Source organism: Paenibacillus sp. B2(2019) (assembly GCF_008370385.1).
Classification (GTDB): Bacteria; Bacillota; Bacilli; order Paenibacillales; family Paenibacillaceae; genus Paenibacillus_AQ.
In genome coordinates, this window is sequence record NZ_VTZR01000011.1 from 212,369 (window position 1) to 228,666 (window position 16,298).

Here is a 16,298-nt window from a genome sequence, read left to right on the forward strand (position 1 = left end):
CACAGAGGGATTCTCTGTGGCTATTCATCATCAAATACGCCATTCATCCTCTCTCCATACGCTTACGAGGTTAGCTGTCGGATTCGGGCAGTGAGAGTTGCCCTACCTGCATGGATGCATTTATGCACCTGGAACAGGATTCACCCCATAACTAGTACCGATTGTTACACTGGTTCCCAGTTGTTGGTTCCCCCGCTTTCCTTAACGGAAATTAAGCGGACTTCTTATGTAATTGTCAGTTATGTGATGAATCATACTCCGTGTAAGGTTTCTTGTAAAGTTGAGCCGTGGGCAAAATAATGTTGAAAGCCATGCTTTTCATTTCATATTGAGCATACACTTCGTTTTCTCTTTCTTTTTCTCTTGTTTACTCAATATATCTAAAAAAAGCCGAGCGGCCATCAGAGATCAATCCCTGAACCACTCGGCTTCGTTATACAATCATATGGCTACAACAGATCGGCGTTTTTCAATGCATGCTCCCAGCTCGGAAAAAAGAACAGCGCACTTCTCATAAGATCAGGATCGCTTTGCTTCACTTGTTTTTTGCTGATCGAGCTTCCATCGGTTTGAAGCTTTTTGATACGACTTAACACTTCATCAGCCTCCAAAGGAATTTCCATTGAAACACTCCTTTCTCAGTGACCTGGTTTCCAATCATTTTCTCCATAATATGCAAATTTATTCTTCATTTCGGTTTATACGAATTAAACCAGCTGATAGACCGGTTGTTCAGCAATAAAATAAGTAGGAATCATTGGGTATTTCTGTGCCAGAACTTCAGCTAAATATTTCATTCCTGGAGCTTCACTTTCCGCATGACCTAACATAATCAGCGCTTTTAATCTGCCTTGGTGGACAGCATCCCTCACATATTCTGGAGTTTCCCATTCGGGGCCCTCGCCAGCAATAATTAAATCAAGATTGTGCTGATTAAAAAGAGGAATAGCCATCGTCCCACCTCCTCTGTAACCTACTAATATCCCCACATGTCTGCATATCTGGGATAGGTCTCCGGTAGCACGTACATAGGAGATGCCTAGCTTTCTTTTTATATACAGAGCCGCTTCACTTACCGTCATAGCTGGAATCGATAGGATTGTAGCAGTGGATTGCTGCTCAACCACATAGGCTGACCATTCAAGCTCTCGTAGCAAGCCCACCATGATCCCATCCGGTTGATGCCGATGCCAATAATCATGATAACGAAAAATAGCCAGTTCAGAACGCTCAATCAAACTCCGTTTCGCGCGAGACACAGGGTCATCCTTTAACCACTTGCTCGTCTCATGATGACTGTAAAACACACCTTCATGTGTGATCAACAAATTGGCGTTCATAGCAATCGCTCGTTCCACAACATATTGCGTTGCGCAAAATGCCGTAACCATCCCTGTAATCACCATTTCTGGATTCCCCGGCTTAAGAGTATCCACAGTCCCATCTATCTGTTCCATAGCTCCTATTAAATCTTCCAGAATCGTTCTAATTGTCACGCTCACTTTAATCCGCCCTTTGAGATCTATTCTACCTACTAATCTATCAACGTATAAATAACCCGCCCTTAACGATATAAGGACGGGTTCACAGTTCATTATTTGAGCAGCTTGCCCACTCTATGATTTCGTAGCAGAGGTGATAATTCGATGGAAAGCTGGCTTCGGCTTATGCGCTTCATCGAATAGGAACGGCCAGTTCTTCCGCCCACGAACAGGGAAATCATCCAGCCAGGTATAGTCATCCGCTGCTCCCCAGAACGTGACCGAACTAATCACGTCCCGGTATTCTCTCAGCAGTGCGAACATCGCTTCATATCGATCTGCTTGAAGCTCGAGCAGCTCAGCAGGTACTGCCTTTAAGTCCATTCGTCTATCATCGAAACGGAACATGGATACATCCAGCTCTGTCAGTTGGAGCTGAAGTCCTAAAGATGCATATTTTTCGATCGCTGCACGAATATCATCCAGACTAGGATCGTATAAATTCCAGTGTGCCTGCAATCCGACGCCATGGATCGGCACGCCTTGTTCCAATAGCGACTTCACCAGTTTATAGATTTTGTCACGCTTTAATGGATGGGATTCGTTATAGTCATTGTAGAACAACAAAGCCTTTGGATCGGCTTCATGCGCGAATTCAAACGCTTTGGCGATAAAGTCTGGGCCCACAATGTCGAGCCACTTCGACTGGCGAAGAAGTTCTTCTCCCTCATCAGCGATTACCTCGTTTACAACATCCCAAGCATAAATTTCTTCCTTATAACGTCCTACAACGGTCTGAATATGTGATTTGACTCGTGCAAGCAAAATCTCTTTGCTTACAGGTCCTCCGCCCTTATCCTCAAACAGCCAGTCCGTTGTCTGGTTGTGCCAAATCAAGGTATGTCCGCGCATCGCCATATGATGTTCCCTGGCGAAGGCAACCAGCTGGTCTGCTGCCCTAAAGTTATAAGTGTCCTCAAGTGGATGCAGACTTTCAAATTTCATCTCGTTCTCAGCGGTAATACTGTTGAAATGATAAGCAAGCAAATGCTCCTGTGATTGGATAGTTAATGGGTTGACGGCTGCGCCAATCTTGAAATCCTCTGCGAACACTGTCTTTAGTGCAGGCTCTGTAAAATCACTAGCTTGTCTCAACAATCTCCCTCCTAACAAACGTATTTATATTCCGTACTCGAAACATTATGAACGATAATCGAACCAATCAAAGTAGGCAGGTATCTCAGCCACTTTGCCACGACCTGTCGTATATAGGCCGATAAGGACACCCGTAAAACCGTTCCCTTTTACAGCTTGAGGAGATAATGGATACGCTGCCGCTGTAGATAGCTCAATCCACTCCTGCCCATCCAAAGCGTACAATAAGGTATATTCGGTTAGCTCCGCTCGAATTTTCAAATACAGACGTCCAGCTGTCGTTGGAACCTCTGCCGCCACCTGTGTTATTCCATCAACGGTTAAACAAGCTACAATCACTCTTTGTCCATTTCTTTGCGATAGAGCAATCTCATAATGTGCATCCTCGTCCAATCTGGCACAGAGTCCAGCCTCTTCACCGTCCACGGTAGGGTTAAAATCCAGTAATGTACTCCATTCTGCTGAAGTATGCTGCTGTCTTCTTCCTATAAAGGCCACCTGTCCTATATCACTGAGCCCCTTAGATTGACCCCGAAGAGATAACCATCCCGGGCGTTCATTTAGAGACCAGCTTGCCTCAGCGGGATTACGAAGAAAGGTCATTGCGAATGGTAATACATCGTCTTCAAAGTCATACCTTCCGCTTAGTGCAGGCTTTGGTGATTGACCCGGTACACGCGGAACCTTCATATCCAGTCCTACGATATCTTCGTTATTATCAATCATCGGCCATCCGTCTTCATTCCACGCTACAGGGGCAAGGAAGGTCTCTCTTCCTAGCACTGTATATTTAGAACCTACTAGTCGTACTCCAAGGAATACGGCCCACCAATCCCCGTTACAATCTTCGATCAAATCAGCATGTCCTAAATACTGAATAGGATTGTCGGTACCGCTATGTGTTAATATTGGATGAGGTAACCGCTCGAATGGCCCATACGGCGAGGAGCTTCGACCAATGATCTCACGATGTTCCTTCGCCGTACCGCCTGAAGCAGACATGATATAGTACATTCCATTTATTTTGTACAGGTGTGGTCCTTCCGTCCAAGGTCCACCATCACCAGTCCAGATGACAACTGGTTCTGATAAAGCTGCGCCCGTAGCAATATCAATCTCATATTGAATGGCGTGGGAGTCATAGTCTGCCCCCTGCTGGGTAGTTACATATACCTTTCCATCCTCATCAAACATTAGAGAAGGGTCAATGCCTCCATAAGGAATAATGATTGGATCTGACCACGGACCCGCTGGGTCCGTAGCCGTAACATAGAAATTTCCCTTCCCGTGTATTTCGGTCGTTATCATGTAAAACGTTCCTTCATGATATCGGATCGTTGGTGCAAATATACCTCCAGAGCTTTTACTCTTACGTGTATCTAGCTGACTTACACGATTGAGCACATGACCAATTTGTGTCCAATGAATTAAGTCCTGGCTGTGAAAGATAGGTACCCCAGGAAAATATTCAAAGGAGCTACAAACCAAATAGTAGTCATCCCCTGCCCGTGTGATGCTTGGATCGGGATAGAAGCCTGGAAGTATTGGGTTCGTGTATGTGATTGGAGATTGGGTCATAATTTAACAAACAACCTTCCTATTCCTTAATAGTGATTGCAAGCTGCTTATTCCTTCACGCTTCCCACGTTCATTCCAACTACAAAGTATTTTTGCATAAATGGATAGACTAGCAAAATCGGAACCGAAGCAACGATAGTAACGGCTGCACGAATGGACTTTGGAGTTACCATTGACCCCGCTGACTCCGCAGTTACCCCTGCCCCGTTAGCTACACTTGCGCTACTGTTCGCATTCATACTAGATTGTATTAGTTTCATTAATTCATACTGCAATGTACTCAAGTGCTGGCGGGAAGAGGTGTAGATAAAAGCATCAAACCATGAGTTCCATGCACCTACCGCGACAAAAAGGGCAATGGTAGCAAGAACAGGTTTGCATAAAGGGAAGACTACTTTCATGAAAATCTTGAATTCCCCGGCACCGTCGATTCTCGCGGATTCCATAAGACTTTCATGTATGCTACCAATATAAGTACGGATGACGATCATATTAAATGCACTTATCATAGTCGGTATTACATATACCCAAAATGTATTAAGCAAATGAAGATCCTTAATTAGGAAATAATTTGGAATCAGACCCGCATTAAAATACATGGTTAGGACGAAAACAAAGGTAATCTGCTTGCGGAAAACATATTCTTTCCGGCTTAAAGTATAAGCAAGCATTGTGGTTAAAAATAGATTCAGGATCGTAGATATCACTGTTCGTGCTACCGAAATCCAAAAAGCAGGAATAATTGTACCAGAGGCAAAAACAGCTTTGTAGTTCTGTATAGTCCACTCCCTAGGCAATAGATAAATGCCGCCGCGGATGGTATCATTTCCCTCATTTAAGGAAACTGCTATAGTATTCAAGAATGGATACAAGGTAACAATGACTAGACATATCATAAAGATAGTATTGAAGGTACCGAACACTACTGGTTCGATCCCTATAATTCTCATACGTTTTCTACTATTACTTTTTGGAGATTTCTGAGGTATTAATTGAGTTTTTTCCATGATTATAACAGCCTCTCTTCCCCTAGCCGCTTCGACGTCCAGTTAGCTAAAAGCAGTAACGTTACACTTACGACTGTTTTAAATATGCCTCCCGCAGTGGCTAAGGAGTAATTCCCTTGCCCAATCCCGTATTTCAATACAAATATATCAATCGTATCCGACCAGTCTACAGTAAGCCCGTTCCCTAACAAGTACGGAACCTCAAATCCGACATCCAATACATGTCCTATGGACATTATCATCAGGATTACAATGGTTGGTTTAATTCCCGGCAATGTTACATTGAACATTTTTTTGTACCGGTTAGCCCCATCAATCTCAGCAGCCTCATATAAAGCTGGATCTATAGAAGCCATAGCAGCCAAATAGATGATTGTACTCCATCCAACCTCTTTCCAGACAGTTGAAGCACCCACAATACCCCAGAAATACTTCCCTTCACTCAACCAAAGGATTGGTGAATCGATAAGATGTAATTTCATGAGCACGATGTTGATAATCCCGTCGTTAACCGAGAGGGAGACACCTACAATCCCTGTTACAATAATCCAGGAAAGAAAGTGAGGTAGGTAGGATATGGTCTGCACGGTTCTTTTCCAAAATACATTTTTGATTTCATTAAGAAGTAAGGCCAATGTTATCGCGGTTATAAATCCTAGAAAGAAATTAATTAATCCCATAGCCAGTGTGTTTCGTAGTACCCTTAAAAAGGTATCATCCGTAAATAGAAACTTGAAGTGTTTCAAGCCGACCCATGTCTGTTCGCCAAATGCCTTAGCTGGTTTATAATCCTGAAAAGCCATTGTCCATCCCCAAACAGGTACGTACGCAAATAGTACAATATACAGCAGCAATGGAACTGACATCCAAATCAGCTGTTTCTGATTCTTAATCAAGGTCATAGTAATCGGTTGCTTCTTTTTTCTTTTAGGATGCCGGTTAACTTTTTTTCCCGTTAAAATCTCATCCATATATTTTCTCCCCACATCATCCATATATTTCAGAAAGTGGTTGGCTAATAAGCCACCACTTTCTGATTTTTAAGCAAGCTCTAACTATTTAACACTCCAAGTATCAAATCTCCATTTAAGCTGTTCATTGATTCTGTCTTCGTAAGCTTTAATATCCGCTTTATGAAGTTCTCCAACAAATTCAGTCCAAACTTTATCGAAATCGGAAGGGCTAGCCAAGATTGCTTTTGGCAGGTACTTGGTTTTAACTTCTCCCATCTTCGTATCGGCAATTTTTGCTGGAGAATTTTCAACAAGATCTATCGACCAAGCTGGATAAGCCACTGGGTTCGGTCCAGGCTTACTGAAGAAATCTACATAACTGTTGAATCCATATGCGTCAAGGACTTCCTTGTCATACGCTTCCAACCCTGCTTTATATTCTTCTGGTTGGGCTGCCGCATCCGTTGAGTTACCGTCTGCAAAGTACCCTTGCATTTTCGGAGCAGTAGCATACCAAGCTTCTGCTTTGTTACTTAGCTTCCATGTTGCATCAACTGCGTTGTCCCGTTGTTCTTGGGTTCTTATAAAGCGACCGTCTACCACTTGATAATCTTCGCCTTCAATCCCCCAAGTAAGAATTTTTTGCCAATCTTCTTGAATTAATGTGTCCATAAGTTTAAGGATTCTCACTGGATCCTTAGCATTGACAGTGATCCCGAATCCATTATTTAAGTTAAGAGCAGGGCGATCCAGATAATAATCCTTGGTGTTAGTATCATATACAAGAGGCAGACCTACATAAGTGCTCATATCTTTCCCTTGTGTCTTGAGTGAATCTTCTGCTTTACCAAAGTTCCAGTGCTGATCAAACATTCCCAGTACGGATCCGCTGGACAATTTAGCTAAATATTGGTCATAATCCATTACAAACGCTTCTTTGTCAATAATACCCAATGCATTCATATCATTAAGCTTTTTATAGTACTGCTTAGCATAGTCTTTATCCGCAAAGATTTCTGCTACGTTATCCTTAACTACTACTCCGCCATCATTAGGATGCCCGATCAGATGCTGAGGAGCGTTAAACAATCCCCAGTTTCTCCAGTCTTTGTTATGAATCTCAAACCCAATTGTTGGTTGACCATCAATGGTTGGATTTTTCTCTTTATATTTCACGATAAGATCGAAATACTCGTCCAAAGTTTTAACGGTTGGATAACCGGCATCTTTAAGTACGGCTTTCTGAATCCAGAAAGCTGGGCCAGAGTAATAGGTTGTATTCATCTCACCGTTATACGCACCATAGTTTGGAAGTGTATAAATGTGTCCATCATTGGGATCCTTCATCATGTTCCAGTAAGCTGCGTAATGCGCTTTCAAATTCGGAGCGTGTTCTTCAATCAAGTCCTCGAGAGGAATAAATGCACCTGCTGCCGTCAGTTGGGTATTGGAACTCATCAGATCTGGATAATCCGAACCGGCAATCATAACGCCAAGCTTCTGTTTAAGGTCTCCAGCCAAGAATTCAAAGTTGAATGATGCGCCTGTTTTTTCTTTGATCATCTTGTAAATTTTGTTATCTGGTGTGGGTTGCTGACCTGCTTCTCCAAGAAAGATACTAACTTCAAAAGGCTCTATCTTCTTGTCATCGGTTCCAGCTGCAGTTGCAGCTGTTGTTTCTGCCGGTTTGTTTTCCCCCTTAGCAGTATTACCGCTGTTATTTCCACCGCACCCTGCTAGAGCAAAACTTAGGGATAACACAGCAATCAGACTAAGTTTGAACTTTGATATTGACTTGCCCCCCATAAAGCACCTCCATATTTTGTTGGTGTAACCATATTGTAAGCCCTTACAAGTTAAATTATAGAGGTGATGATGCCATTGATAATACACCAGAACTAAAGGTGTACCCCCAAAAAGTTTAGGTATTCGTATGTTTAAATTCATTAGGGCTCATCTTCATCTTCTTTTCAAATTGTTTGAGAAACTGACTATAATTGGAATACCCTACTTTCTCGGCGATCTCACAGTTTTTCAGCTTATTGTGTTGAAGTAAACGCGCAGATTCCTTAATCCGGAGGTCATGCAGTTGCTCATTAAAATGAATGCCATTCTTCTTGATCAATAATTGTCCCAGATACACTGGATGCAGGAAGAATACCTCCGACAGCTTTTTAATTGTAAGATTTTCGTGATAATGCGCTTCAATATAGTTGTTGATTTCCTGTACAATCCCCTGTGATTTTTGGATTTGTTCTTTTAGAAGAATATCAATACTCGCCTCACCACATGATAAAAGATTACGCATTAAATCGTTCAACTTCATCATCGAGTCCCGCATTTCGGGGATTGTTATTTGGGTTAACAAGGAGGATACCTGAACTTCACTAGCTTTCGAAGTAAACTCAACGATCTTATACATAATATGAATAACGATCTTCTTCACAACCTCTGGAGCGATGCGCATCTCACGAAAACTGCGAGAGGCCAAGCCCACAGCTTGTTTAAAGCCTTTTATGTCCAGTGTGTTAATGGGTCTCATTAAGTCATCCATCAGTTGAATTTGATCATAGTGATAGCTGAAGGGACTATCTTTGGTTCCCTGATAGGTCAAGAATCCTGAATGATCCGAATTATAAAAATAATACATTAACGCTTCTTTCGCCGTTCGGTAGCTATTCGCAATTTGAAGCAAAGAGCCCTCGCTATCCCCTACTGCAATATACATGGCTTGCTTAGGGTGTTCATTCAGCAAGGGAGCTACTGCAGGATATATTGCGGCACCCTCATCAGACTCCGAAGGATAGCCGTATACGATTCCAAAGCAAAAAGCCTCCAGATCGATCAGAAACATCGATTCCGTATTCGTTAGGAGAGCTACTGCTTTCTCTCTGATTTCCGTATACATCGTCGGGTCTGTCTGTAGTAAACAAATATTCCAAAGGCTTTTGCCTTCCGATAGACGTGTAAGTACTGTAAAGTCTGACTTATCTTCTGCCTTCTCATTCAGAATGCTCTTAAGAAGAGAGACAACTTCCTCTGAGTTTGCCATTTGATTTAAGCTTCTCTTCTGAGTTTCCTGTTCTAATTCCCGATATATCTCCTTCAATTCTTCTGACGCCTCTTCTTCGAAAAGCGGTTTCATCAGATAATGGTTAATGCCATAACGTATAGCTGTCTTAGCATATTCAAACTCACTATAACCGCTTAGTATGGCAAACTTAATCGGTTTAGTCTCCTCTTGCTGCCAGGCGGAAACCATTTCCAGACCATTCATTAGCGGCATATTTACATCTGTAATGACAAGATCCGGCAGTAGCTGCTTTATTAACTGTAAGCCCTCTTTGCCATTACTGGAGGTTCCACATACTTCAAAGCCAAGCGCCTGCCAGTCTATCCATAGCTGCATCCCCTCAAGAGCACTAGGCTCATCATCGATCAACAATACTTTGTATTTCATAGGCTCCCTCACCTTCTAGCTATTTTTTCGTTCCAGGAGCTTTAGCGGAATGCCAAACGTGACAACAGTCCCTTCATTCGGGACACTGCTGATTTCAAAGCGAACCTGATCTTCATAATATAGTTCCAGTCTGCGATACACGTTGCGGATTCCGATATTCGTTCCTGAGGAGGCTTCTTCATTTTGAACATTAAATAAAATTTCTTTAAGCTGGCTTGGTTCGATCCCTTTGCCGTTATCTGAAATCGTAACTTGCAAACGACCATCCTCGATTTCCGTCTTTACTTTAATGATACCGAGTCCTTCTATGGCCTGCAGACCATGCTTACAGGAATTTTCTACTAACGGCTGCATGCTTAGCTTTGGAATTTTATATTGCAGCGACTGCTCATCGATCTCAAATTGATAGTCAAATTTATCTCTGAACCGGAATTTTTCTATTTTCAGATACATCTCAATGAACGTCATTTCTTCTTCCAATGTAACGAGATCTTCTTTCCAGCTAAGTAGTCTTCTGAGCAACTTGGATAAACTCTTAATGATGTCTGTAACGTCCGAATAATTATTTTTGGTACAGACCACTAAAATGGCATTTAAAGTATTGAAGAGAAAATGGGGATTCATCTGACTTTGCAAAAAATTCAGTTCAGCCCTTACTCTTTCCATCTCCAGGTTATTCTTTTGAATCTCTAGTTTGTATACATCGTTAATTAGAGAATTAATTTTAGTGGTCATTCTATTAAAGTTGTGAATCAAGTCACCAATCTCATCTTGTCCTTCATCGATTTGAATAAGATCGAATTTCTCATTCGTTACTTTCTGCATATGCCTAGACAACCGTTTCACCCGATAATTGTACGATCTTAACATCACATATAAAAAGGCGGTTGTGAGCAAGGTGACAATGGACGCCAAAATACCCGCATAAATTCGAATCTCCATAATCGCCTGAGCAATACGCTCCCCTTGCGTAACCCCTATAATTCGCCAGCTTTTTATATAACTAGCCCCGCCAACGGGTACAATATGTATGTCTTCCTTGTGCTCATCATCCTGAAGCTCGAACACAGGATAAGGATCCTTCGTACCCCTCTGATACCCGCTCTGAGCAGACATAATGATTTCATCCTGCCCGTTAACCAGGTAAAGACTCAAATAATCCTTTTCTCTAATTATAATGTCATATATTTTACTGAGATCCAGGTCAATTCTAAGCAGCTTTTCATAGGTATTCAGTGAGCTGTATACATCCATTCGCTCAATTACACTTAAATACGGGGCATTAGAAGCCACATTAGGCGCTGCGCTCATTTGATAAGCAGCAAGAAACATATGTTTATTCGCAGCACTGAACTGCTTATACCACTCACTCTCCCTTACCTTGTCCGTGATGACCTGATAGTTACTACCGGAAACAATGGAGTCATTATTCGTAAATACAGTAATTCGTTCAAGTTGATTGTTAACTGGCATATAACTGTTCATCCGATCTCGAAGCTGTTCGTCGAAGGTGTCATAAAATTCAATCAAGTTCCCATACCTCCGCTCTAGCAATTCATACAGATTCTTATCCGAGGACAGCGTATAACTAACTGCTACTCCACCCTCAATGAAATCTTGAATATCCTTTCTGGCCCTCTCTAAAGAGATTTCTAAGTTTTGCTGTTCTCTGGATTTGATCAAATCGGAAATCCGATCCAAAAAAACAAGGTTAATAATAATAATAGGGAGTAGAACGCCTATAACGTAAATGAGGGAAAATTTGTAGTTCAGTGGAATGTCATTCACTACTTTTCTAAATCTGAATTTTTTTCTCTCCATACGAAACACCTTGCTTCCCCTAGAGCTATTAGTTTTTATTTTCATTTTTATAAACCGATGGGACTACCCCTACAATCAGCTTGAACTTATCAATAAAATAGTCTGTGTTTGAGAATCCCACCTGCACCGCAATATCCGATATTTTCAGCTGCGTTCGCTTAAGCAGACTTTTGGCTTCCTCAATCCTTTTGGCATTTAAATATTCACTAAAGCCCTGACCCGTTTGTTTCCTGAATAGCTGTCCCAAATAGGTAGAATTGATATGAAATTGCCGTGCTAAATCCTGAAGCTTCAATTTATTCCGAAATTCACAATCCACATACTGAATCACCTTGTAAATCGTATTTTGTTCATTCTGCTGCTCTAATTCAGATAGATAGACCGTCGCCAGCATACACAGACTTTGAACATAACGGCTTAATACAAAATAATCATTTAGTTCACCTAGATTTCCATACTCTTGCTGAAGCTTTATCATCATCGTATCCGGGATACCATTCATTTGGGCTATCAGTGTACAGATCGTAAGCTCTAAATGAGCCACCTGGGCTTGCACGACCTCAATCGTCAACAGATTCTCTACGAAAGAGGCGAACGCTTCTTTTACACAAGGTTGTATCTGTTCTAAATCATTTGCCAGGACCTTATCCATCAGCTGTTTGAAGTGATCTTCATGGTGTTCCTTCTTCTTTAGAATCCTAAGCTCGCTATAATAAAAAATCCCCCTCTTCTGCTGATGTGTCTTTCGTTTCCATACATCAAGTGCTTGCAAATAGATTTCTCGAATCGAACATATGCCTACCATTCTAGTGCTAATCGCTAGGAGTACCGGTTCATATAATTGTTCAGCGATATCCGAACGAATCTGGTTGACGATAGCGTCCAGACTCTCATTCCCAATGAAAGCAGACTCAAGAATGATCCCTGTTCTTCCCGATCGATCCTGAAAGAAACGGATACATTCCTTGGGAAAATAGTCGACGATCCGTGGATGCAATGGATTGATAGACATGGCTGGTTCGATAAGAATACACATTAACTCTGCATTCGCTTGAAGCTTCAACGTGCTCTGGGTTAGAAGCTCTAAATTTTCGTTATACTCGCCTTGTATTAGGCGGTTGACGATATTATTTACGACAAAGAATTGCTTCTTATCAAGCTCCTCATTGGAAGCGATTTCATTTTGGATCATAGGCGTAATCCTGCTTAATAAGGACTCTATTTCTTCATCATCAATAGGTTTTAATAAATAGTCATTCACTCGTTGCTGCAATGCCGTACGCGCAAGTTTAAAATCGTCATACCCGGTCAATACCACAAATTTCGGAGGCTTTGGCATCAATTCATTCAACTGTGTGATAAGCTCGAGACCATTAATAACCGGCATATTAATGTCAGTTAGAACCAATTCCGGTTTATATTCCTGTATAAGTCTCATAGCTTCTGAGCCATTATGGGCTTCCGCGCACACTTCAAAGCCGTATTTTTCCCAGTCAATCATCGTTCTCAGCCCTTCAAGTACCCAGGGCTCATCATCCACGATCAGAACCTTCAGCATGATGCTCGCTCCAATCTCTTAAGATAAGGCTGCACTTTCTTATGAAAATATATATTATGCTAACACAATTGGATATTGTTGTGAATTCATAATTTTTCCTTCTTTTGCTTAAAACAGTACTTTTAAATCTGGTAAAAGCATAAAAAAACGACGTATCCAGACTTTCAGACACATCGAGTTCAGTATGTTTTTAGTTAATAAGCTACCTTCGAACTAAGGTTGTTCTCGTGATTGATTAACCATTCTTTTCTTGCAATGCCGCCGCCGTAACCCCCTAATTCACCATTACTATTGATCACGCGATGACACGGAACCAAGATCGATAATTGATTCGCTCCATTAGCTCTGGCTACAGCTCGACAAGCCGAAGGGTTGTTTATATTCTCTGCAAGCTCCTTGTAAGAGACCGTCTGGCCTACAGGAATTCTTCGAAGTTCATTCCATACCTTTTGCTGAAAATCAGAGCCTAAATAACGAATCGGTGATTTAAACTCCGTAAGTCCCCCTACGAAATAAAGAGTTAATTCCTCTTCAATTTGCTCTAGCACCGGTACTTTTTCAGGCAAAATAGTTGCATTCAAGCGAGTACGTAATTTCTTAATTTCGTTCTCAAGTCCCTTTCGATCCACAAATTCCAGCAGTAAAAGGCACTCTTCATCTGAGATCGCAAGCATAGACCCTAATATCGTTTCTATCCAGGTACAGTACAGTACTTTAATCTGCTTAGAGTGATTCGGGACCGTTCCCATCGTTCTTGAAAAAGCATCCCTAAACCCATTACTCGAATCATACCCGCTGTCCAGTTGTACGTTTATGATAGAATCCCCATTCCTGATATGTTTGAATGCCAGCCCTAAACGTCTGGAACGTGCATATTCAATAAAGGTCATCCCAAATTGCTTCTTAAATTGCCGGCGTGCTGTATTTGCACTTATCGACAGCTCATCAAAATCTTTATCGGTCCATTTTCTTTCCGGATTATGCTCAATAGCTTCGACAAGAAGCTTTACTTCTAAGGACATTTTCGTGGGATTAGACAAAGGCTGGCATCTTTTACAAGGTCTATATGACGCTAACAAAGCTTCTTTGGCTGTTGCAAAAAACTCGCAATTTTCTTTATAAGGCTTTTTAGCGGGGCAAGTTGGCCTGCACATAATACCTGTTGTTTTTACGCCGACAAAAAATACACCTTCATAATTGGAGTTTTTTTCGACTAACATCTCATAATATTTATCGATTTGCTGTTTATTAGTGATCATAGTGTTGTTAGCTCATTTCTGAATAATGTGCAGGTAGCTGCAGAATGGCCCGAGCATCTTCTTGAAGATTATGCTGTGCTTGAAAGTAACTATACGGACCATAGCTAATTCTTTTTACGCCAAGCTCTTGCAATTCAACATTTGAAATCATACCATCCATTACCATAACATTTACAGGCAGTGGTGACTGCTGCACAAAATATTCAATCAAGTTTCGATCGGTGAGTCCCGGTATAAAAATTCCATCCGCTCCAGCAGCAGCGTAAGCACAGGTACGCTCAATTGCTTCATTCACTAAATCCAAAGAATGCTCCCCATTTTTGAAAAACAGATCGGTTCTGGCGTTAATAAACACGCTCTTCTGAAGTTTGGCTGCCACTTGCTGTATAGTTCGAATACGATGACTTTGTTCCTCGATTGCCCATAATTCATCATTCGGATGATTCACCTTTTGATCTTCGAAATTGATCCCACATATATCTAATTGGAATAATTGTTCTATGTTATTGGCTAAGGACTCTTCATTTACAGCATACCCACCTTCAATATCTACCGTCAATGGCACAGATACATGTTCTGCTATTCTAGAAAGAGCCCACAGTAGCTGCTCAAATGAGAGCTGTTCACCATCCGAATACCCCCATGCATCCGCCATAGCGAAGCTGCTTGTGGCTATAGCTTTTGAACCGGCTTTTTCTATCGCTTTAGCCGAAGCTATATCCCAGCAGTTATATAGCATTAGCGGATTTTTTTGATCGTGCAAAGACTTAAAATAGTCATAGTCATTTCTGTTCATCAGTGGTCATCTCCATTAAATAGAATAGCACCACTATATAATAGACAATGATTCGCTATACCAGAAAAATTAACACCAATCTTTTTTCTCAAAAAAAAACACCGATTGATGATCTCATCCTATAAGGACCTGATCATACCATCGATGTTAGTATACAGTTTAAAGTTCTACCTTACGGAGTGATGGTTTGGAGGATGGTTTGGGTGACTTTTTCCCTGTTCCCATCGGTATGATTTGAGGTGCCGCGATTCCGATCAGAACAACGAAAATTCCAACCCACCGAAGCAAAGACACTTCTTCTTGCAGGACTAACACGGAGGCTACTACAGCTGCCGGCAACTCCGCCGCACCAAGAATCGTTCCCAGACCTGATCCCAGTTTCGGAACACCAATAGAAAAGAAAAGCACAGGAATAACTATACCAAGCAACCCTAAAGGAAGACCATACTTCCAAAGTCCATCTGTAAGTGCTCCGTCATAAATAAAGGAAGGGGAAAAAACAACCATAATAATAATCATTGCACTTGTAGTCATATACAAGCTTTTATTCACAGCAGGTACCTGAGTAGCCACTCTTCCACTAACAAAAATATAAAAGGCAAACGACACCGCAGACATCAAACCGAAAACAATACCACTCGTAGTCATTTCGCCTACACTAGGTTCTAGAATCCCCCCAGCTAATATGGTTCCTATCAGAAGGATAACCATTGAACTTATTTTCTCTCGACTAGGCCATTTTCTATCTACAACAGCCTCCAGAATCACACCAATCCAAGTAAATTGGAATAAGAGAACGATCGCAATCGAAGCAGGTAATTGTTCAACGGCAAACCCATAGAAAATACCCGTCATACTAATGGTAATCCCCGCGCCTAATAACGAAGCACCTACCTTTAATCCGAGTTTTTTCCGGGAAAATAATACAACTAACAAGAGCAACATGCACCATCCAAAAAAGTATTGCGACCCGACCAGTTGCTGCATTCTAAATCCATCGTTCATTCCAAGCTTGACGATCGTAGACAGCGATCCATAACTACATGCTCCTATAAATACTAGTAAAGCATATTTGAGTAACTTCATATTCATCGTAATCTTCTTTCCTTTCTGTTGAACCGTCCTATTGAACCGTCCAAATCACATAATAAAGCCCCTTGTCATCGAAATGACAAGGGGCGACTGAAACCAAAGAATACATCTTTGACAAAATTCCGCCACTCCATCCAC

13 protein-coding genes and 1 riboswitch are annotated in these 16,298 nt (G+C 41.5%); all 13 genes read right to left on the reverse strand.

The window, feature by feature from the left end:
- Window positions 1–43: 43 nt before the first annotated feature.
- Window positions 44–228: riboswitch (cyclic di-AMP (ydaO/yuaA leader) on the reverse strand.
- A 221-nt stretch (window positions 229–449) separates the two neighbouring features.
- A complete protein-coding gene (locus PAENI_RS31785; RefSeq protein WP_170880375.1) occupies window positions 450–623 on the reverse strand; it encodes a hypothetical protein in 174 nt (57 codons plus the stop codon).
- Between the two features lie 84 nt (window positions 624–707).
- Window positions 708–1,502 carry a Nif3-like dinuclear metal center hexameric protein gene (locus PAENI_RS09245; RefSeq protein ID WP_262495563.1) on the reverse strand — a complete coding sequence of 265 codons (795 nt, stop codon included), beginning with the start codon at window positions 1,500–1,502 and terminating at the stop codon, window positions 708–710.
- A 114-nt stretch (window positions 1,503–1,616) separates the two neighbouring features.
- Entirely contained in the window at window positions 1,617–2,636 is a 1,020-nt protein-coding gene (locus PAENI_RS09250) for an endo-1,4-beta-xylanase (RefSeq protein ID WP_149645041.1), read from the reverse strand.
- Between the two features lie 45 nt (window positions 2,637–2,681).
- On the reverse strand, window positions 2,682–4,214 hold the full coding sequence (locus tag PAENI_RS09255; protein WP_149645042.1) for a glycoside hydrolase family 43 protein: 1,533 nt from the start codon (window positions 4,212–4,214) through the stop codon (window positions 2,682–2,684).
- A gap of 47 nt (window positions 4,215–4,261) precedes the next feature.
- A complete protein-coding gene (locus tag PAENI_RS09260) occupies window positions 4,262–5,164 on the reverse strand; it encodes a carbohydrate ABC transporter permease (RefSeq protein ID WP_143759544.1) in 903 nt (300 codons plus the stop codon).
- A gap of 59 nt (window positions 5,165–5,223) precedes the next feature.
- Entirely contained in the window at window positions 5,224–6,192 is a 969-nt protein-coding gene (locus PAENI_RS09265; protein WP_076285296.1) for an ABC transporter permease, read from the reverse strand.
- 84 nt (window positions 6,193–6,276) lie between these two features.
- The gene (locus PAENI_RS09270; protein WP_149645043.1) at window positions 6,277–7,980 is read right to left on the reverse strand and encodes a type 2 periplasmic-binding domain-containing protein; all 1,704 of its coding nucleotides are present in this window, start codon (window positions 7,978–7,980) and stop codon (window positions 6,277–6,279) included.
- A gap of 115 nt (window positions 7,981–8,095) precedes the next feature.
- Entirely contained in the window at window positions 8,096–9,634 is a 1,539-nt protein-coding gene (locus tag PAENI_RS09275) for a response regulator transcription factor (RefSeq protein ID WP_149645044.1), read from the reverse strand.
- A gap of 15 nt (window positions 9,635–9,649) precedes the next feature.
- Window positions 9,650–11,455 carry a sensor histidine kinase gene (locus tag PAENI_RS09280; protein WP_076285332.1) on the reverse strand — a complete coding sequence of 602 codons (1,806 nt, stop codon included), beginning with the start codon at window positions 11,453–11,455 and terminating at the stop codon, window positions 9,650–9,652.
- Window positions 11,456–11,483: 28 nt separating this feature from the next.
- The gene (locus PAENI_RS09285; RefSeq protein ID WP_149645045.1) at window positions 11,484–13,013 is read right to left on the reverse strand and encodes a response regulator; all 1,530 of its coding nucleotides are present in this window, start codon (window positions 13,011–13,013) and stop codon (window positions 11,484–11,486) included.
- A 194-nt stretch (window positions 13,014–13,207) separates the two neighbouring features.
- Complete coding sequence (locus PAENI_RS09290) at window positions 13,208–14,272, reverse strand: bifunctional transcriptional activator/DNA repair enzyme AdaA (protein ID WP_149645046.1); 1,065 nt, start codon at window positions 14,270–14,272, stop codon at window positions 13,208–13,210.
- A gap of 7 nt (window positions 14,273–14,279) precedes the next feature.
- The gene (locus tag PAENI_RS09295; RefSeq protein WP_149645047.1) at window positions 14,280–15,068 is read right to left on the reverse strand and encodes an isocitrate lyase/PEP mutase family protein; all 789 of its coding nucleotides are present in this window, start codon (window positions 15,066–15,068) and stop codon (window positions 14,280–14,282) included.
- A 159-nt stretch (window positions 15,069–15,227) separates the two neighbouring features.
- Window positions 15,228–16,154, reverse strand: a complete 927-nt coding sequence (locus tag PAENI_RS09300) for an EamA family transporter (RefSeq protein ID WP_149645080.1) — start codon at window positions 16,152–16,154, stop codon at window positions 15,228–15,230.
- Between the last annotated feature and the right edge of the window lie 144 nt (window positions 16,155–16,298).